The 18,746-nt window shown below is 61.8% G+C and carries 17 protein-coding genes; 12 read left to right on the forward strand and 5 right to left on the reverse strand.

The features are described 5' to 3' along the window. Window positions 1-31 precede the first annotated feature (31 nt). Together BM438_RS23160 and BM438_RS23165 are read right to left on the reverse strand one after the other, a co-directional pair. Window positions 32-1,078 (reverse strand): response regulator transcription factor, encoded by a 1,047-nt coding sequence (locus BM438_RS23160; RefSeq protein WP_093638407.1) that lies wholly within the window; start codon window positions 1,076-1,078, stop codon window positions 32-34. Beyond that, a complete protein-coding gene (locus BM438_RS23165; RefSeq protein ID WP_408412689.1) occupies window positions 1,071-4,535 on the reverse strand; it encodes an ATP-binding protein in 3,465 nt (1,154 codons plus the stop codon). Before BM438_RS23165 ends, BM438_RS23160 begins: the two co-directional genes overlap by 8 nt. A 274-nt stretch (window positions 4,536-4,809) precedes the next feature. Between BM438_RS23165 and urtA the strand changes: the two genes are divergently transcribed. The 7 genes from urtA (at window position 4,810) to BM438_RS23200 (ending at window position 11,461) form a co-directional block, all read left to right on the forward strand. After that, complete coding sequence (urtA, locus tag BM438_RS23170) at window positions 4,810-6,075, forward strand: urea ABC transporter substrate-binding protein (RefSeq protein ID WP_054036487.1); 1,266 nt, start codon at window positions 4,810-4,812, stop codon at window positions 6,073-6,075. Window positions 6,076-6,136: 61 nt separating this feature from the next. Then, the gene (gene urtB / locus BM438_RS23175) at window positions 6,137-7,054 is read left to right on the forward strand and encodes an urea ABC transporter permease subunit UrtB (protein ID WP_093638411.1); all 918 of its coding nucleotides are present in this window, start codon (window positions 6,137-6,139) and stop codon (window positions 7,052-7,054) included. A gap of 60 nt (window positions 7,055-7,114) precedes the next feature. Next, window positions 7,115-8,278 (forward strand): urea ABC transporter permease subunit UrtC, encoded by a 1,164-nt coding sequence (gene urtC / locus BM438_RS23180; protein ID WP_093638414.1) that lies wholly within the window; start codon window positions 7,115-7,117, stop codon window positions 8,276-8,278. Continuing rightward, the gene (gene urtD / locus BM438_RS23185) at window positions 8,275-9,018 is read left to right on the forward strand and encodes an urea ABC transporter ATP-binding protein UrtD (RefSeq protein WP_093638417.1); all 744 of its coding nucleotides are present in this window, start codon (window positions 8,275-8,277) and stop codon (window positions 9,016-9,018) included. Before urtC ends, urtD begins: the two co-directional genes overlap by 4 nt. A gap of 34 nt (window positions 9,019-9,052) precedes the next feature. Further along, a complete protein-coding gene (gene urtE, locus BM438_RS23190) occupies window positions 9,053-9,742 on the forward strand; it encodes an urea ABC transporter ATP-binding subunit UrtE (protein WP_054036482.1) in 690 nt (229 codons plus the stop codon). A gap of 36 nt (window positions 9,743-9,778) precedes the next feature. After that, a complete protein-coding gene (fmdA, locus tag BM438_RS23195; RefSeq protein ID WP_093638420.1) occupies window positions 9,779-11,011 on the forward strand; it encodes a formamidase in 1,233 nt (410 codons plus the stop codon). Window positions 11,012-11,131: 120 nt separating this feature from the next. Next, window positions 11,132-11,461 (forward strand): FmdB family zinc ribbon protein, encoded by a 330-nt coding sequence (locus BM438_RS23200; RefSeq protein ID WP_093638423.1) that lies wholly within the window; start codon window positions 11,132-11,134, stop codon window positions 11,459-11,461. Between the two features lie 110 nt (window positions 11,462-11,571). Here the strand turns inward: BM438_RS23200 and icmH are convergent, their stop codons facing one another. From icmH to tssJ, 3 genes are all read right to left on the reverse strand, one after another. Further along, window positions 11,572-12,351, reverse strand: a complete 780-nt coding sequence (gene icmH / locus BM438_RS23205; protein ID WP_093638426.1) for a type IVB secretion system protein IcmH/DotU — start codon at window positions 12,349-12,351, stop codon at window positions 11,572-11,574. After that, window positions 12,348-13,694 (reverse strand): type VI secretion system baseplate subunit TssK, encoded by a 1,347-nt coding sequence (tssK, locus tag BM438_RS23210; RefSeq protein ID WP_093638429.1) that lies wholly within the window; start codon window positions 13,692-13,694, stop codon window positions 12,348-12,350. Before tssK ends, icmH begins: the two co-directional genes overlap by 4 nt. A gap of 108 nt (window positions 13,695-13,802) precedes the next feature. Then, window positions 13,803-14,429 carry a type VI secretion system lipoprotein TssJ gene (tssJ, locus tag BM438_RS23215; protein WP_093638827.1) on the reverse strand — a complete coding sequence of 209 codons (627 nt, stop codon included), beginning with the start codon at window positions 14,427-14,429 and terminating at the stop codon, window positions 13,803-13,805. A 363-nt stretch (window positions 14,430-14,792) separates the two neighbouring features. Here tssJ and BM438_RS23220 point away from each other — a divergent pair, with 363 nt between their 5' ends. The 5 genes from BM438_RS23220 to tssE all read left to right on the forward strand — a co-directional run bounded on the left by BM438_RS23220 (window position 14,793) and on the right by tssE (window position 18,713). Then, a complete protein-coding gene (locus BM438_RS23220; protein WP_093638432.1) occupies window positions 14,793-15,482 on the forward strand; it encodes a tetratricopeptide repeat protein in 690 nt (229 codons plus the stop codon). 37 nt (window positions 15,483-15,519) lie between these two features. Further along, complete coding sequence (gene tssB, locus BM438_RS23225; RefSeq protein ID WP_093638435.1) at window positions 15,520-16,065, forward strand: type VI secretion system contractile sheath small subunit; 546 nt, start codon at window positions 15,520-15,522, stop codon at window positions 16,063-16,065. Window positions 16,066-16,083: 18 nt separating this feature from the next. Next, window positions 16,084-17,574: a type VI secretion system contractile sheath large subunit gene (gene tssC, locus BM438_RS23230; protein WP_093638439.1), complete on the forward strand. Its 1,491-nt coding sequence runs from the start codon at window positions 16,084-16,086 to the stop codon at window positions 17,572-17,574. Window positions 17,575-17,646: 72 nt separating this feature from the next. Next, window positions 17,647-18,150, forward strand: coding sequence for an Hcp family type VI secretion system effector (locus tag BM438_RS23235; protein ID WP_054036475.1), 504 nt, complete (start codon window positions 17,647-17,649; stop codon window positions 18,148-18,150). A gap of 83 nt (window positions 18,151-18,233) precedes the next feature. Further along, entirely contained in the window at window positions 18,234-18,713 is a 480-nt protein-coding gene (tssE, locus tag BM438_RS23240; protein ID WP_054036473.1) for a type VI secretion system baseplate subunit TssE, read from the forward strand. Window positions 18,714-18,746: the final 33 nt, after the last annotated feature.

An 18,746-nucleotide genomic window follows, 5' to 3' on the forward strand; every position in this document is an offset into this window, starting at 1 on the left:
GGTTGCGCGGCTTGACGTAGGGCGGCGATCTTCAATACCGCGTGCTCGCCTTGGCGGCGATCGCCGCCGCCGCCGCGCGAGTCTCCACATGCAACTTGCCGAACACATGTTCGAGGTGCTTGTTGACCGTGCGCGGCGCCATGCCGAGGATGTCTCCGATATCGCGATTGGTCTTGCCGCGCGAAACCCATAGCAGGACTTCCGCTTCGCGGGCCGTCAGGTTGAATTGCGCGCCGAGCGCGCTGGTGTGCGCGGCGTCGTTGAATTCTTCGAGCAGGATCACCCAGTCGCCACGCGTCGCGCGGCCAAGTACCCGCGCGACGCGGCGTGCGCCGTCTGCAGCCGTCTCGAAGGCGGCTTGCAGGTCGCAACCCGTTTCGATCCAGCGCGCCAGCCATTGACTCAGCACCGGCGGCAGACGCGGGCCGGCTTCGGCAAGAGGGGCCGGTAGCCGCGCGCCGTCGTCCACCAGATTGTCCTTCACGTTGCTCTCCGCGCTTCCATTCCTCTCCTCAGTTTGCGCGTCGCCCGATCCGTAACGCGCGAGCCGCTGCCGCGCAAGGTCGCTCTGCCATCTGATTTCTCCGCTCGCGGCGGCAATCAGCGCCGCGCGCATGCCGATTTCGAGCACCATGTCCGCCTGACGCTGCTGGCGCGAGCGCTGCACATGCGCGGCAATGCGCGCGCTGACCTCGCTCGGCTTCACAGGTTTGGTCACGTAATCGATTCCTCCGACCCGAAAGCCTTGCACGACATGTTCGCTGTCGGTCAGCGCGGTCATGAAGATCACCGGCAGATGCCGGTTGCGGGGATCGGCCTTGATCTGCCGGCAGGTTTCGAAGCCATCCATGCCGGGCATCAGCGCGTCGAGCAGCACGGCATCCGGCGTGATGCGCGCAAGGCGTTGCAAGGCGGATTGTCCGTCGAGCGCAACCAGCACCGCGTAGCCGGACGCCTGCAGCGTATCGGACAGCAGCGCGAGGTTGTCGGGCGTGTCGTCGACAATCAGCACAACCGGCTTGTCGTCGGGTAGTTCCGGTTGCATATCAGAGGGCAGGAGCAGCGATTCATCATGCATCGGGATTGACCTGCTGGGTAGGCGCGAGCAACTGCGCGAGTTCAGTCAGCCGGAATCGTCGCGCGAGCGTGCGCAACGGTTCAAGCAGGGTAGCCAACTCCGGCGCGCCGCTCTCCGCTGCGTCGAGTTGTTCGATGAAGCCCTGCACGTAGCCCATTTCAAGCTGCGCATGCAGTTTCTCGCGCAGGGTGGCGGGCAAGCTTGCCTGCACTTCGGTCAGCGAAACGGCGGAAGCGGGCAGCGCTGTGTCAGTTGACTCGACGATCCACTGCAGTTGCAGCAATGCAGCCAGTTTGTCGAGCAGGAGCGGAATGTGTAGCGGTTTGGCGAGGTAGTCGTCACAACCGGCCGCGGCCCCTTTGTCGCGATCGTCGGCGAACGCGTTAGCCGACAGGATCAGGATCGGCGCCGCCGACAACTGGTTGTCGCGAATCAGGCGGCTCGCCTCGAAGCCGTCCATGTCCGGCATCGACACATCCATCACGATGAGGTCGGCCGACCCCGTACCGAGCCATTGCAACGCCTCCGGTCCGCTGGCCGCTTCGACTACCAGGAAGCCCAGCGGCGCAAGCGTATGCGTGACGATACGGCGCTGCTCGGTGAGATCGTCGACCACCAGCACCGTGCGGCGCGGTCCGTCGTACCCCTTGACGTTGAGCGGGCCGCTTGCCAGCAATTGCGGCGCGCGCACTTCCGGTGCGAATAGCTTGACAATAAAGCGGGTGCCGTTGCCCACCTCGCTTTGCACCTGCAGGTTGCCGCCCATCAGTTCCGTGAGCAGGCGGCAGATCGTCAGGCCGAGCCCGGCACCGTGGTCGTGTTCGCGTGCCGCCGCGCCGCGCTCGAACGGCAGGAACAGGCGCTCCAGTTCGGCAGCCGGCATGCCGGGGCCCGTGTCGGTGATCTCGAAGGTGAGGGTCTCCCACGCATAGCCGGCGCGTACCTTCACCGAACCGCTCGACGTAAAGCGGATCGCATTGCCGATCAGGTTGATGAGAATCTGCCGTACCCGCTTCTCGTCGACGCGTACGACTTCCGGAATGCGGCCGGTAGTCTGGAAATCGAAGTGCAGTCCTTTGTCGGTGGCCTGCGGTTCGAGCATCGCGGAGAGTTGCGTGACGAAATCCGGCAGCGAAATCTCCGTCACGTTCAGTTGCAGCTTGCCCGCCTCGATGCGGGCGACGTCGAGCAGGCCGTCAACGAGCGCCAAAAGATGCTCGCCGCTGCGATAGATCGTTGCCACTGCGTTGCGGCGGGCGGGGGGCAGTTCATCGGTGCCTTGCAGCAGCAGTTGCGCATAGCCGAGGATGCTGTTGAGCGGTGTGCGCAATTCGTGGCTCAGACCCGTCACATAGCGGCTCTTCGCGCGGTTGGCCGATTCGGCGGCGGCGCTCGCCTGCTGGAGTGCGGCGTCGGTTTTACGGTGTGCCTCGATTTCCTGCATCAGCAGTTCCGCTTGCCGCTGCGATTCCTCCTGCGTGACCTTGCGGTTCTCGTTGGCGAGCACCAGCCACCACGCGGCGATGCAGCCGACCAGCGCGAGTGCGAAAAAGGCCTTCAGATAGCCTTGAAGCAGGACGTCATGGACCGTGGCGTCGAGATCGGGCAGGGTTCGCACGCTCTGATACCACTGCACGGCAAGCACGCCGCCAAGCAGCGTGAGCACGACGATCAACAGACCGGCGTACTGCGCGAGCCGCAGGCCGGCGGCACCGAGCCTGAGCCGCGGGAACAGCGCATGCATCGACTTGCCGAACTGGGCCGGCAGTCGCGCGTGAGGTTTGCAGGAGTCGTTGCAGCGCGAGTCGAGTGAGCAGCAGAGCGAGCAGATCGAACCGGCGTAGGCCGGGCAGTGCGCCATGTCTTCGCGCTCGAAGCTGTTTTCGCAGATCACGCAGCGCAGTACCGCGCCCGCTTCGAGGTCGCGACCGTCGCGCGCCAGATAGAAGCGCCCGCGTGTGGCGATCGCCAGCAACGGCGAGCAGACGAAGGCGACCAGCAGCGCGATGAAGGACGCCAGTGCTTCAGCGATCGCGCCGAAGACGCCCGCATGGGACAGCGCGGCAATCAGCGAGGCGATCACCATGGCACCCACCCCGACGGGATTGATATCGTACAGGTGTGCCCGCTTGAATTCGATGCCGCGGGGGCTATAACCGAGCGGCTTGTTGATCACAAGGTCGCCGACCACCGCGCCAATCCAGGCAATCGCCACGTTCGCATAGAGTGCGAGCACCTTGCTGATGGCCTCGAATACGCCCATCTCGACGAGCAGCAGTGCGATCAGCACATTGAACACAAGCCATACCACGCGCCCCGGGTGGCTATGCGTGAGCCGCGCGAAGAAGTTCGACCACGCGAGCGAACCGGCGTAGGCGTTGGTGACGTTGATTTTCAGTTGCGAGACGATCACCAGCAGCGTCATCGCGGCGAGTGCGCCTTCAGGCGAGTGGAACACGTAGTGATACGCGACCAGATACATCTGGGTCGGCTCAACGGCCTTCACCGGGTCGATTTCGTGCTCGATTGCGAGGAAGGCAAGAAACGCCCCGCCCAGCATTTTCAAAGCGCCAGGCACGATCCAGCCAGGGCCGGCCGAAATCAGCGCGACCCACCAGCGCACGCGATTTGCGCGTGTGCGCGGCGGCAGGAAGCGCAGATAGTCGACCTGTTCGCCGATCTGCACGATCAGAGAAAACACCACCGTGCAGCCGGCACCGAAGGAGACCAGGTTGAACTCGCGGCCGTCCGCCGAAAGACCACCGAAGGTGACCCATTCGGCGAGCAGGTGCGGCTCACGCCACAGCACGACGGCGTAGGGCACGACGAGCAGCACGAGCCATACAGGCTGGGTCCAGCCCTGCAAGCGGTTGATGAAGGTGATGCCGAAGGTCACCACCGGAATGATGACGAGCGCGCTGATCACGTAGGCGACCGATAGCGGGACCTTCAGATACAGCTCGAGCGCGAGCGACATGATGGCCGCTTCGAGCGCGAAGAATACAAAGGTGAAGATCGCGTAGATCAGCGACGTCAGCGTGGAGCCCAGATAGCCGAAGCCGGCGCCGCGCGTAAGCAGGTCCATGTCGACGCCGTTGCGCGCGGCGTAGTAGCTGATCGGTATGCCGGTCAAAAAGATCAGGACCGAGACGGCGAGGATCGCGTAGACCGCGTTCGTAAAGCCGTAGTTCACCACCAGCGCACCGCCGATGGCTTCCAGCACGAGGAACGATACCGCACCGATCGCCGTATTCGCGACCCGGAACTCCGACCAGCGCCGGAATGTACGCGGCGTGAAGCGCAGCGCGTAATCCTCGAGCGTTTCGTCGCCGACCCATGCGTTGTAGTCGCGGCGAATCTTGACGATGCGCTGCGTGCCGCCGGACGGTGGGCGCGATGCCCCAGCTTGGGTGGCCTGGTCGGCGGGGCGCGGGGGCTGTGACTCTGTTTGGTGCATCGAGGTTTGTCGTCGACGGGTTCCGAGGCTAACGGTGCGGCCATGCAAATTGCATTCCATTCGAAGCCGGCGCAACACCGTCATGCCATAGGCGGCGCTGCGTCGGCACCGCTCGCGCGCCATGCCGACGCGATTATAGGGAGCGGATTTTTACCGCGCCCTACGTCAACTGACGTATTGGGCCGCGCAAATTGGCTACCTACCTTTCGTTCCGTCGACACCGCCAGCCGGTTCCCAGCGCGGGTCGCCCGACTACGACCACAAGGAGAATTCGATGTCACACGACGACCAGAACGAGTCTGGCATGCCTTCGGCGCTGCGCCGCAAACTCTTGATGGGCCTCGCCGCCGCGCCCGCGCTCGCCATCTCCGGTATCGCACGGGCCCAGCAGTATCCGACCGCGAAGGTCAACACCACGCACCTCGCGGTGACCGATACGGAAGTGACAGTCGGCCAGTTGCACTCGGCAACCGGCACGATGGCGATCTCCGAAACCGGCTCGATTCAGGCAGAGCGTCTCGCGATCGAGCAGATCAACGCAGCAGGCGGCATTCTCGGCCGTCAGATCAAGATCATTCAGGAAGACGGCGCGTCCGATTGGCCGACCTTCGCGGAGAAGTCGAAGAAGCTGCTCGAAAACGATCACGTGGCGGCCGTATTCGGTTGCTGGACGTCGGCGTCGCGCAAAGCCGTGTTGCCGATCTTCGAACGCGATAACGGCCTCTTGTACTACCCGACTTTCTACGAAGGGCTCGAGCAATCGAAGAACGTGTTCTACACCGGGCAGGAAGCGACCCAGCAGATTCTCTGGGGGCTGAACTGGGCGAACCAGACGAAGAAGGCGAAGAGCTTCTTCCTGATCGGCTCCGACTATATCTGGCCGCGCACGTCGAACAAGATTGCGCGCAAGCATATCGAGCAGCATCTGAGCGGTTGCAAGGTAGTCGGCGAAGAGTATTACCCGCTCGGCACCACTAACTTCAACTCGTTGATCAACAAGATCAAGATCGCCAAGCCCGATTGCATCTACGCGATCATCGTTGGCGGCTCCAACGTGGCGTTCTACAAGCAACTGAAAGCGGCCGGCATCACTGCGGACAAGCAGTTCCTGCTGACCATCTCGGTGACCGAGGACGAAGTGCTCGGGATCGGCGGCGAAAACGTCGCGGGCTTCTATTCGGCGATGAAGTATTTCGAATCGCTCGATAACGACAACAACAAGAAATTCGTCGCGGCGTTCAAGGCCAAGTACGGACCGAAGTCGGTGATCGGCGACGTCACCCAGGCCGCCTATCTCGGTCCATGGCTGTGGAAAGCGGCGGTGGAAAAGGCCGGCAGCTTCGACGTCGACAAGGTCGTCGCCGCATCGCCCGGCATCGAGTTGAAGAGCGCGCCGGAAGGCTACGTGAAGATCCATGCAAACCATCACTTGTGGAGCCGCACACGCATCGGTCAGGCGCAGGCGGACGGCCAGTTCAAGGTGGTGGCCGAGTCGCCCGATCTGATCGAGCCGAACCCGTTCCCCAAGGGTTATCAGTGAAACGCGAATCAGCCGCGCTGCCGCCACGTGAGCGCGCGCGGATTATTTCGAGGAGAGAGTCATGTCGGCTTCAGACATTCTTAACGTCACGCTGATGCAGGGCTTTGCCGGCCTGAGCCTGTTCAGTGTGCTGCTGCTGATGGGGCTGGGGCTGGCGGTGATCTTCGGCCAGATGGGCGTCATCAACATGGCGCATGGCGAGTTCATGACGATTGGCGCGTACACGATCTACATGTTCTCGCAACTGGCCGACAACTACTGGCATGGCTACGCGCCGGTGTACTTTCCGATCGCGATCTGCGCGGCCTTCGTGCTGGCGTTCGCGGCAGGCTGGGTGGCGGAGTGGGCGCTGATCCGCCATCTGTACCGGCGTCCGCTCGACACGCTGTTGGCGACCTGGGGCCTGAGCCTCGGGATGCAGCAGGTGTTTCGCTCGGTGTTCGGCCCGAAGGAGGTGAGCCCCACGCTGCCGGACTGGCTGATGGGTTCATGGTCGCCGAAGCCGGGTCTCGACATCCCGATCAATGGATTGTTCGTGATGAGCCTCGCGGTGCTGATGACCGGCGGCGTACTGCTGGCGCTGTATCGCTCGCGCTGGGGACTACGCGTGCGCGCCACCGTCGCGAACCGGCAGATGGCAAACGCGGCTGGCATCGATACCCGCAAGACCGACCGGTTGACCTTCGCGATCGGCTGCGGGATCGCGGGCGTGGCGGGCGCGGCGTTCACGGCGATCGGCTCGACGGGGCCGACCAGCGGGTCACTCTACATCGTCGATTCGTTTCTGGTGGTGACGTTCGGCGGCGCGGCGAGTTTGCTCGGCACGGTGGCGTCCGCGTTCGGCATCGCGCAGATGCAGTCGATCAGCGAATTCTTCATGACCGGCTCATCCGCTCGTGTGGTGACGCTGCTCACCATCGTCGTTGTGCTGATGTTGCGGCCGCAAGGGCTCTTCGCTTCGAAGGTGCGCCGTGCCTGAGTATTCATCGACTGCGTCACTGAACGGCTCTTTCAATCGCTTCAGCCCGGAGAAACGAATATGGACCAGCTGAACCCTTCCGCCGGCGCGTCCGTCGCGCCGGACCCAGCCGCGGGCCGCGCCGGCTTGCGCCACGCGCTGAAGCGCTGGCTGACGGGCGATGGCTACGGCAGCATCGTCGTGCTGGCACTGCTGATCCTCGTGGTGTTTCCACTCGCGCTCGATGTGTTCCGCCTGAACCTGATGGGCAAGTATCTGACCTACGCGTTCGTCGCCGTTGGGCTCGTCATGGCGTGGGGTTACGGCGGTGTGTTGAGCCTCGGGCAGGGCGTGTTTTTCGGCCTCGGCGGCTACTGCATGGCGATGTTTCTGAAGCTCGAAGCTTCGGACCCGATCAGCACAAAGATCCAGTCGACGCCGGGCATTCCCGACTTCATGGACTGGAATCAGTTGACCGCCTTGCCGTTCTGGTGGAAGCCGTTTCATTCGCTGCCGTTTGCGCTGGCGGCGGTACTGGCCGTGCCGTGCGCGCTCGCGTTCGTGGTCGGCTTCGCGATGTTCAAGCGGCGCGTGGGTGGCGTCTACTTCGCGATCATCACGCAGGCGGTGGCGTTGATCCTGTCGGTGCTGATCATCGGCCAACAGGGCTATACCGGTGGCGTGAACGGCATCACCGATCTGCGCACGCTGCTCGGCTGGGATATTCGCGGCGATGGAGCAAAGCTGATCCTGTACTTCGTCAACGCGGTGCTGCTGCTCGTCGCCATTGTCTGCTGCCGGCAGATCCAGCGCAGCAAGCTCGGCACCTTGCTGCTCGCAATGCGCGACAAGGAGGACCGGGTGCGCTTCTCCGGCTACGACGTCGCCATGTTCAAGGTGTTCGCGTTTTGCATCGCCGCTGTGCTCGCGGCGGTCGGCGGGGCGATGTTCACGCTGCAGGTCGGTTTCATGTCGCCGTCGTTCGTGGGCATCGTGCCGTCCATCGAGATGGTGATCTACGCCGCGGTGGGCGGGCGCATGTCGCTGGTGGGCGCGGTCTACGGCGCGGTGCTCGTCAACCTCGGCAAGACGTGGTTCTCGGAGAGTTTCCCGAACCTGTGGCTGTTCCTGATGGCCGCGCTCTTCATCGGCGTCGTGATGGCGTTTCCGAACGGGCTGGCGGGTCTCTACGACAGCCACGTCAAACCATGGCTCGCGCGCCTCGGCGCAAGGAGCGCTTCATGAGCAATACCGATTTCGTGCTGGCCGTCGAAGGCCTGAGCGTGTCGTTCGATGGTTTCAAGGCCATCGATTCGTTGAACCTGTATGTCGATCGCGGCGAGTTGCGCGTGGTGATCGGGCCGAACGGCGCGGGCAAGACGACGCTGCTCGATCTGATCTGCGGCAAGACGCGAGCGAGCGAAGGCAGCATCAAGTTTCGCAACGAGGAGATGACGCGGCTGCCGGAGTTTCGCCGCGTGCGCAAAGGGATTGGCCGCAAGTTCCAGACGCCGTCGATATACGAAAACCTCTCGGTGTTCCAGAACCTCGAGGTGTCGTTCCCGCGCGGGCGGGGCGTCTTTGGCGCGCTGACGTTCCGGCGCACCAGCGATGTGCTCGATCGCGTGCGCAGCGTGGCCGGTGAAATCGGCCTTGAAAACCAGCTCGATCTCGAGGCCGGGCTGCTGTCGCACGGGCAGAAGCAGTGGCTGGAAATCGGTATGTTGCTGATGCAGGAGCCGGAACTGCTGATGCTCGACGAGCCGATTGCCGGCATGAGCGTGCGCGAGCGCGAGGTTACGGCCGAGCTGCTCAAACGGATCTGCCAGAACCGCTCGATGATCGTGATTGAGCATGATATGGCGTTTGTCGCGCAGATCGCCCACAAGGTCACCGTGATGCACCAGGGAAAGATTCTCGCCGAAGGGGCGATGGAACAGGTGCAGGCGGATCCGCGCGTCATCGACGTTTATCTCGGCCACTGAGCCGGCTATCGAGTCGTTCACGGAGGAGCCCAGCATGTTGAATGTCGACGACGTATTCGTCAGTTACGGCCAGAGTGAAGCGCTGCATGGCATCAGCTTCAACGCCGCCCACAACGAAACCGTGGCGATCATGGGACGCAACGGCATGGGCAAGACCACGCTGTTCAAGTCGCTGATCGGCATTTTGCCGCTTAAGGCAGGTTCGGTGCAGGTAGACGGTGAGGAGGTGTCACGTGACGAGAGTTTCCGACGGGTCGCCAAAGGCATCGCCTATGTGCCGCAAGGCCGGCAGATTTTCGCCACGCTGAGTGTCGAAGAGAATATCCAGACCGGTCTCGAGAATGCCCCCACGAAGACGGTACCCGAGGAGATCTACGCACTGTTCCCGGTGCTTTACGACATGCGCACCCGCAAGGGCGGCAACCTGTCCGGCGGCCAGCAGCAACAACTGGCGATTGCCCGCGCGCTCGTCACCCAACCCAAAGTGTTGTTGCTTGACGAGCCGACCGAGGGCATCCAGCCGTCGATCATCAAGGACATTGCCAAAGCATTGAACGAGATCCGCAAGCTGCGCGATATCACGATCGTCGTATCGGAGCAGGTGCTGAGTTTTGCGCTCGACGTCGCGGACCGGCTGTTCGTCATCGAAGGCGGCCGGCTCGTGCACGAGAGTCCGCGCAGCGCCGTCGACACCGCAAAGATTCGCGAATACCTGTCGGTGTGAGCCGACTGTCTGTCATTTCCTGGAGGAGGGTTTGCAATGGCTGAAACGCTAATCAAGGTCGACCTGAAACAGTCGGCCTACGACAACGAAAACGTCCACAACCGCTGGCACCCGGACATCCCGATGGCCTGCTGGGTCAACCCCGGCGACGATTTCATTCTCGAAACCTACGATTGGACCGGCGGTTTCATCAAGAACAACGATAGCGCTGACGACGTGCGCGATATCGACCTGTCGATCGTGCACTTTCTGTCGGGACCGGTCGGCGTCAAGGGCGCGGAGCCGGGCGATCTGCTGGTGGTCGATCTGCTCGATATCGGCGCCAAGCAGGAAAGCCAGTGGGGTTTCAACGGCTTCTTCTCGAAGAAGAACGGCGGCGGCTTCCTGACCGACCATTTCCCGCAGGCGCAAAAGTCGATCTGGGACTTTCATGGCCTCTACACCAGTTCGCGGCATATTCCCGGCGTGAACTTCGCGGGGCTGATTCACCCGGGGCTGATCGGGTGCCTGCCCGATCCGAAGATGCTGGCGACGTGGAATGAACGCGAGGCGGCGCTGATCGCAACGGACCCGCAACGCGTGCCCGGCCTCGCCAATCCGCCGTTCGCGGCGACGGCGCACATGGGCCGACTCGCCGGCGACGCTCACGCCAAAGCTGCTGCCGAAGGGGCGCGCACCGTGCCGCCGCGTGAGCATGGCGGCAATTGCGACATCAAGGATTTGTCGCGAGGCTCGAAGGTGTATTTCCCTGTGTATGTCGACGGCGCGGGCCTATCGGTCGGCGACCTGCACTTCAGTCAGGGCGACGGTGAAATCACTTTCTGCGGCGCGATCGAAATGGCCGGCTGGGTGCATATGAAGGTCGAGCTGATCAAGGGCGGCATGGCGAAGTACGGCATCAGGAATCCGATCTTCAAACCGAGCCCGATCACGCCGAACTACAACGACTACCTGATTTTTGAAGGTATCTCGGTCGATGAGCAGGGCAAACAGCACTACCTGGACGTGCATATCGCATACCGGCAGGCTTGCCTGAACGCGATTGAATATCTGACGAAGTTCGGCTATTCACGCGCACAGGCCTATTCGATTCTTGGTACTGCGCCTGTACAAGGGCATATCAGCGGCGTGGTCGATGTGCCGAATGCGTGCGCCACGCTGTGGTTGCCTACGCAGATCTTCGACTTCGATATCCGGCCGAGTTCGGCCGGGCCGGTCAGGCACATTGCGGGTGGGGTGGATCTGCCGTTGTCGCCGGATCTGGTCTGACGCGTGTCTTATCGAGCGGGCGCGATAGCGCGTGCCGAGGCCGCCGCGCAACCAGTACGGCGGCCATCCGACATGCGGGCGATGTAAATACCGATCCACCGATCTTTAGAGGGCAGCACGATGCCGACTTACGATTACCGTTGCGATACCTGCGGCCCTTTTGCCGCGATACGCCGCGTCGCCGAACGCGATACGGCTTGCGCGTGTCCTACTTGCACCGCACCGGCGCAGCGCATGCTGAGCCTGCCGGCGTTGTCGCTGATGTCGACGGCCGCGCGTGCCGGTCACCAGACTAACGAACGCTCCGCACATGCGCCCCAGCGTTCGGGCGAATACACGCATCGTCATGGGCCGGGGTGCGGGTGCGGGTCGAAGGCGTCCGCTGGCGCGACAACCCAAGGCGGCCTCAAGACCAATCCTGGCGGCCGGCCGTGGATGATCAGCCACTGACCCGTCATACAGGGCTGTGCGCCGGGCAGCGGTGTAATTAACGACGTCGCGTGCCAACGGGACCGGACACAAGGGGTCCCTTAATGTTCCTTGATGTACCTTAAGGTTCCTTAAGGCAGCGAAATCGTCAACGTGGCCGATTGTGGGCCGAGCTTGACCACCTGCGAGTACGGTGCAAGCGTGCGCAACGTCTGATCTTTCAGGTAGGTGTTCAGCCCGAGATAAGCGAGCAGTCCAACCAGCGCGAACACCGCGCCGATCGACCACAACGGCACCTCGCGCTTGAGCCGGTGCGCGACCTGATCCGGCAGCGGCCAATGCGGCGCGAACGGTGCGCGCTTGCCCTTCATATGCGCGATTTCGTCGCCGATGCGCGCGGTCAGATAGGCGAGCTTCTCCGGTCCCTCGAGCAGATACTTACCCTGAAAGCCGAGCAGCAGGCACATGTGGAACACTTCGAGCGACTGCAAACGCGCGGCGCCTTGCGCACGGCATTCCTCCAGATACTGGAAGAATTTCTCGCCAGCCAGTTGCTCGCCGAACAGCACCAGTTGCAACGGCCGGCGCTCCCATTCCGTGCGGATCTTGAAGGTCGACGACAACACCGATTCGTCGATCGCGGCGCAGAACGCAAACTTGGACGCGTAGACGTCTTCCGCCGACGCATTGAGCTTTTTCGCGCCGCGCTCGAAGTCGCCGAGAAACTGCTGGATACGCTGGCTGAATTCGTGCGCGTCGCCGGGCTCACGGCCGTTCTTCAACAGAAACAGCATGAAGAAGCCGTCGTAGAGCAGATCGAGCAGGGAGCGGACCTGATAGCTCGGCTCGGTCATGGGGGCGGGCGTCGCGGCAGGCGTGCTGCCGCCAAACAGGGAAGGCGCGTAGCTCATGATGTGACGGCGATCAGTTCGAGTTGAAGATCGTTGATGCCCGACGGCGCGTAGATCATTGCCGATTGGGCCTGCAACATGCGGTCATACAATGCGCCGCGCGATTCGCAAGAGAAGTAGCATGCGCCCGGCCGCACCGGAATGGCGGGCGGCACTTGCGGCGTGTAGACGAGGCGCACGCCCGGCATGGCCGAAAGCACCAGCTTGTCGACGTCGTCCGGCGCGCCGACCTTGAAGCGGGCGGGTACGGCTTCGACGAGTTCGGCGGTCGGCATGTCCGCCGACACCGCGATGTAGAACATCGTTTTGTCGTCGATCTTGCCTGAGTCGAGACGGCCCGCATGGAACGACGGGCGCACTTCTTCGAGTGCGATCGCGAAGTAGCGCGTGGAGATCACGGTTTCGAGCAGATCGCGCAGGATCGTGTCGAGGCGCGCAAAGCCGGGGCCCGGATCGTCATGCCGGTAAGCCGGCAGATCGGACAGCGCATAGCCCTTCGAAAACGTCATCAACTGGCCGGCCAGGCGCAGCAATTCCTGGAACAGGCGCTCAGGATGCAGCGCCGAATGCTGATACAGATGCGCGAGCGAGGCAAACGCGGCGCTCGCGGTGTGCAGCAGCCAGAACGACGCGATGTCGCCTGAGCGGAACTCGATGATGTTCTTGGTCGGCTCGCGGTGAAAGCCATACAGCGCATTGACCTTGGCCTGCAGCGCGTCGATCAGTTGACGCAGGCGTTGATGCAGGATCGGTGACGCGTCGATCGCGAGGCAAGGCGGCACGAACGTGTCGTCGATTTCAAAACCCGAGGTGGCGGTGCGGCGCACGCGCACGAGCGGCACCGAGAGCAACTGGTCGCGCGGCTCGCTATGCGCAATGAGTTTGACGCTGGTCTTCAGGAAGGTGATGTCGGCTTCAGCGGCGTCGGTGAAATGATCGGCCACCGGTGTTTGCTCGCTGACGTAACGCGATACGAAACCCGCATTGCTATCTTGTGAATAGTTCGCGCCGGCTTCGCGCAACGGATGCAGCGCGAGATAAAAGGTAAATTCGTTGATGCCGTCTGGCAGCGTGTCGAGCGCGATCGGCGGTGGCAGGCCGTCGGCTTGCGGCGCGGAGTAGAGCGCGCCGTCCGGAAACACCAGTGAGAGTTCGCTCACGCGCAGCACGTTGCTGCCGAGCGCGTCGCGGTCGAAGCGCGCCGAACGCACGCCCCAGTTGTACGGCTGGATTGCCTGGATCGATTCGAACAGGCGCGCCTCGTGATAGGCGTCCTGACGCTGAAAATGCTGCGGCCTCAGAAACAGGCCTTCCCCCCAGAGCACTTTTGCTGAATAACTCATCTCAAACCTGTTATATGCGTTCAGCGTGTGACGCGTCCGGAGATAAACGATTCGAACGCCGCATTGTTAATTCTCTAAAAACTGTTAAATCGTATTTGCACGGCATCTTTAGCCACAGCTTACCGAAGAAAGCATATTCAACGGCTGGGCGGGCAATCCCTGTTCTGGCGGGATCACAGTGCCGTTGGTCACCGTCATTGCACAGTTATGCAGGCCGATCATTATGCCGGATTTCTCCGACTTCGCCGGGTCGAAGGCGAATTTCCAACGCTGCATGGCCGGATCGCGGAATAGAGCGACGATACCGAATGCCTGCGCTTCACGCGAGACTTTTTCGGTGACGACGTAACGTTGACCGGGGATCAGCGTCACTTCGCGCACGCCCAGCAGATCGCCGCCCAGTACGTTCTTTTCCTTGGCGGGATCGGTAAAGGCGTCGAATGGCGCCTGCTGGAATGAAGTGGGGTCTTTCAGTACGTAAAGCCGCACCACCAGCGCCAATGGGCGATTGTCATTGGCGGAATTCAGATTCGGCGCGGCGTATAACGTGAGGCCGACATTACGTGGTGGCTTTTGCGCGTCCGGTACGTCGGGCTTGCCGAGACCGCTCGCCTGCAAAACCGCGTTGGCAGCGGCTCCCAGCGCCGGTACGGCGGCCGCGCAGCCGCCCAGCAATGCGCACACGGCGGCGCTGGCAATCAATAGCGATGCATGGCGAACAAGACGCGAATTCATATACATCGACCGGCTCAGCGCCGTCCCCCGTCAAAACATCAATAACGAATTCAATCCGGCAAATTTGCAGCAACGTTATGCCGCGTAATGCCGCTTTATGCAAAGCGCATTGTTCTATGGCACTCGTGTGTTGGCAGGCCGGTGTGCGGAAATTTTTTCCGCTCCCCGCAATGCCGCTATTGCGACAGGAAACAATTTCTGCATGCTTCCTTTAAATCATCCACATGCTTTTTTTTTGTGCAATGCTTCTTCACACGAAAGTTGAATTATCGAAAATTGGCCTGTACTATACCCGCGCAGTTGAAGCAAAGCAAAACTCCGGTTTCTCCTTGAATTAAAAAAATCGCACGTCGGTGAAAAACGATGAATGAGCGTCTGTTAGTAAAACTATCTGGGGTAGTGTTGGCATGCGGCGTGATTGCCGGTTGCGCGACACAGGGCAACAACACAGCGACCACACCGGAGGCTTTTAATAAGCAACTCGCGGACGCGGATACCGTCGCCAAGGGCGGTGATCAGGATCGCGCCATCTCGCTTTATCAGCAATTGTCAAAATCCGATCCGACCCGTGAAGAACCGTGGTCGCGCATTGCGCAGATCCAGTTCACGCAAGGTCATTACGGTCAGGCCATCGTCGCCGCACAAGAAGCGCTGCAGCGCGACCAGACGGATCGTCAGGCCAAGAGCGTGCTGGCGGTAGCCGGCCTGCGCGTGGCCACGCAATCGCTCGGCGAACTGCGTCAGGATGCGTCGCTCGCGGGTGATGCGAAGTCGGATGCGCAAGCGCTCGCCAAGCAACTGCGCGACACACTGGGCGAAGCCACGTTGTTCCCGCCCGACCCGAACGACAAGCCGGCTGTGAAGAAGAAGCGCATCATTCGCCACGTCGCCAAGGGCAAAGCAGGGGACACGCCGGATGCCACCACCAGCGCAGCGGCTCCGGCCACTACGCCGGCGGCTCCCGCGGCGCCTGCCGCCCCGGCTGCGCCAGCAGCACCCGCCAAAGCCGCACAAAGCGGCGGCGCGTCCGACCCGTTCAGCGCACTGCGCTGAACTACACGCCTGACCTATCTGCATCCGGGAGCCGACGATGGCGAAGAAAGAAAGTATTCAGAAACGTTTGCAAAAAGTGCGGCCTCCGCGCGTTCAACTGACGTACGAAGTTGAGCGCGGCGATGCGATCGAGATCAAGGAGCTGCCGTTCGTCGTCGGTGTGGTTGCCGATCTGGCAGGGCAGTCCGAAGTCGAGCAGCCGAAGCTGCGCGATCGCAAGTTCGTCAATATCGACCGCGACAATTTTGACGACGTGATGAAAGCGATCGAGCCGCGCGCTGCATTTCAGGTGGAAAACCGCCTGAGCGAAGCGGGCGGCAAATTTGCAGTCGACTTGCGTTTCAAGTCGATGGCCGATTTCAATCCGGATGAGGTGGTCGCGCAGATCGAACCGCTGCGCCGTCTGCTCGATGCGCGTTCGAAGCTGGCCGACCTGCGCAACAAGCTGGCCGGCAACGACAAGCTCGAGGACCTGCTGAGCGAAGTGCTCAACAACACGCAGCAGCTGCAGACGCTGGCGAAAGATCAGGGCAACGCAGCAGACCACGCCGGCGCGCCGGATCACGACAAGCAGGGCGAATAAGTACGTACGGGGTGTGAGATGAACCAGCAAACGGCAGCAGCCCAACTCGCCAGCGTGCAGAGCGGCACGGAATCCACGCTGCTCGACGAGATCGTCGAGAAAAGCCGCGTGGCGAAGTCCGATTCCGAGCACGCGCGCGCGAAAGACCTGATCGGCGAGCTTGTCCACCAGGTGCTCGACGGCACGGTGGTCATGTCCGACAACCTGTCAGCCACCATCGACGCACGCGTCGCGGAACTCGACCGCCTGATCTCCGCGCAACTGAGCGCGGTGATGCATGCGCCGCAATTCCAGCGCATGGAAAGCACGTGGCGCGGCCTCGACTACCTGTGCAAGGAAAGCAATACCGGTTCGACGGTCAAAATCAAGGCGCTGCACGCGCCGAAGCGCGACCTCGTGCGCGACTTCAAGAACGCCATCGAATTCGACCAGAGCGCACTCTTCAAGAAGGTATATGAAGAAGAGTTCGGCACGTTCGGTGGCGCGCCGTTCGGCACGATCATCGGCGACTTCGAAGTGACGCGTCAGCCGGAGGACGTGTACTTCATCGAACAGATGGCACATGTCGCGGCCGCGGCGCATGCGCCGTTCATCGCATCGGCGTCGCCTGAACTGATGGGTCTCGAAACGTTTGCCGATCTCGGCAAGCCGCGCGATCTCGGCAAAGTGTTCGATACCGTCGAATACGCGAAGTGGAAGTCGTTCCGCGACTCCGAAGACTCACGCTATGTCGGCCTGACCTTGCCGCGTTTTCTCGGTCGCCTGCCTTTCAATCCGAAAGACGGCGCCACGGCGGAAGGCTTCAACTTCGTCGAAGACGTGGACGGCACCGATCACAGCAAATACCTGTGGTGTAACGCAGCCTGGGCGTTTGCCGCCCGCCTGACGGCCGCATTCGACGACTTCGGCTGGTGCGCGGCGATTCGCGGCGTGGAAGGCGGCGGTCTGGTTGAAGACCTGCCCACCCACACGTTCAAGACCGACGACGGCGAAGTCGCGCTGAAATGCCCGACCGAAATCGCGATTACCGATCGCCGCGAAAAGGAACTGAGCGACCTCGGTTTCATTCCGCTCGTGCACTGCAAGAACTCGGATTACGCCGCGTTCTTCGCCGCGCAATCGGTCCAGAAACCCAAGAAATACAGCACCGATAGCGCGAATGCGAACGCTGTGCTGTCCGCGCAGCTGCAGTACATCTTCTCGGTATCGCGCGTCGCGCACTACCTGAAGGCGATGATGCGCGACAAGATCGGCAGCTTCGCATCGGCGCAGAACGTCGAAGTATTCCTGAACCGTTGGATCTCGCAGTACGTGCTGCTGGACGACAACGCGACTCAGGAGCAGAAAGCGCAGTTCCCGCTGCGCGAGGCATCGATACAGGTCTCGGAGATTCCGGGCAAGCCTGGTGCGTATCGTTCGGTCGCGTTCCTGCGTCCGCACTTTCAACTGGACGAGCTGTCGATCTCTTTGCGGCTTGTCGCTGACCTGCCGAAACCGGCAAATTCATAAACGAAGTCAGAAAGCCCGTGCCGGCCGCACGGGTTAGCTGTTAAAACCACCTCTTTGGGGAGTCGATGAGTTATGAAGGACATCTATTTAAAATTCGGCAATCCGGCGATCAAAGGCGAGTCTGCCGATAAAGATCATGCTGGCTGGATCGAAATCGATTCGTGGAGCCACTCGATTACGCAACCGCGTTCGGCAACCGCTTCGACGGCGGGCGGTCACACGTCCGAGCGTTGCGAGCACGCTGACATGCAGTTCACGAAAGACATCGACGTGGTCAGCCCGCTGATCTATCAACACGCATCGGGCGGCACGACGTTCGACGAAGTGACGATCGACTTCATGCGTTCGGACGGCGAAGGCAACCGCATCAAGTACCTGGAAGTGAAGCTCAAGTACGTGATCATCTCGAGCGCCACGCCGAGCGTGGTGGGCGAAGGCCTGCCGACCGAACAGTTCTCGCTGAAGTACGCTGCCGTGCAGTGGAAGTACACGCAGCAGAAGATCGGCGGCAACCAGGGCGGCAACGCGCAAGGCGCGTGGAGCTTGACGAAGAACGACAAGACGTACGCGGTCTGATGCTGGGGCGCACGCGGGGTGCGGCCTGAAAAGGCTGACACCCGCCGCGCGCGCCTCGCATCGAACCGGTTTTTCGGACGCTGATGAAACGCTTCGAACCCAGCTTTCTCGACAAGCTGTTCGACGACGAACCGCATCTGCCGGCTTCCCCGGCGATGCGGCAATTGTCGTTGGACGAGTTGAAGGCCACTGTTGCACGCGACGTCGAGGCAATCCTGAACACCCGGATTGCCCTGACCGAGCACGAGCTGGCGGCGCTGCCGGAATGTCAGCGCTCGGTGCTCACGTACGGGCTGAACGATTTCGCGGGCTTGAGCCTGGCGAGTCACTACGACCGCACGTTTATCTGCAAATCGATTCAACAGGCCATCGCACGGCATGAGCCGCGCTTGCAGCAGGTGGCGGTCACGCTCGAATTGAACGAACAATCCACCAACGCGCTGAACTTTGCGATTCAGGCGTTGCTGGTGGTGCACCCGGCGGAAGAACCGGTGAGTTTCGATGCGATGCTGCAGCCTTCTACGCTGCAATATTCGGTGACGCGCGCACGCGCGAAGCTTTAGTACCTGCGTTTTAGTGTTTTGAGTACCGCTTTG

The organism is Paraburkholderia aspalathi, from assembly GCF_900116445.1.
Classification (GTDB): Bacteria; Pseudomonadota; Gammaproteobacteria; order Burkholderiales; family Burkholderiaceae; genus Paraburkholderia; species Paraburkholderia aspalathi.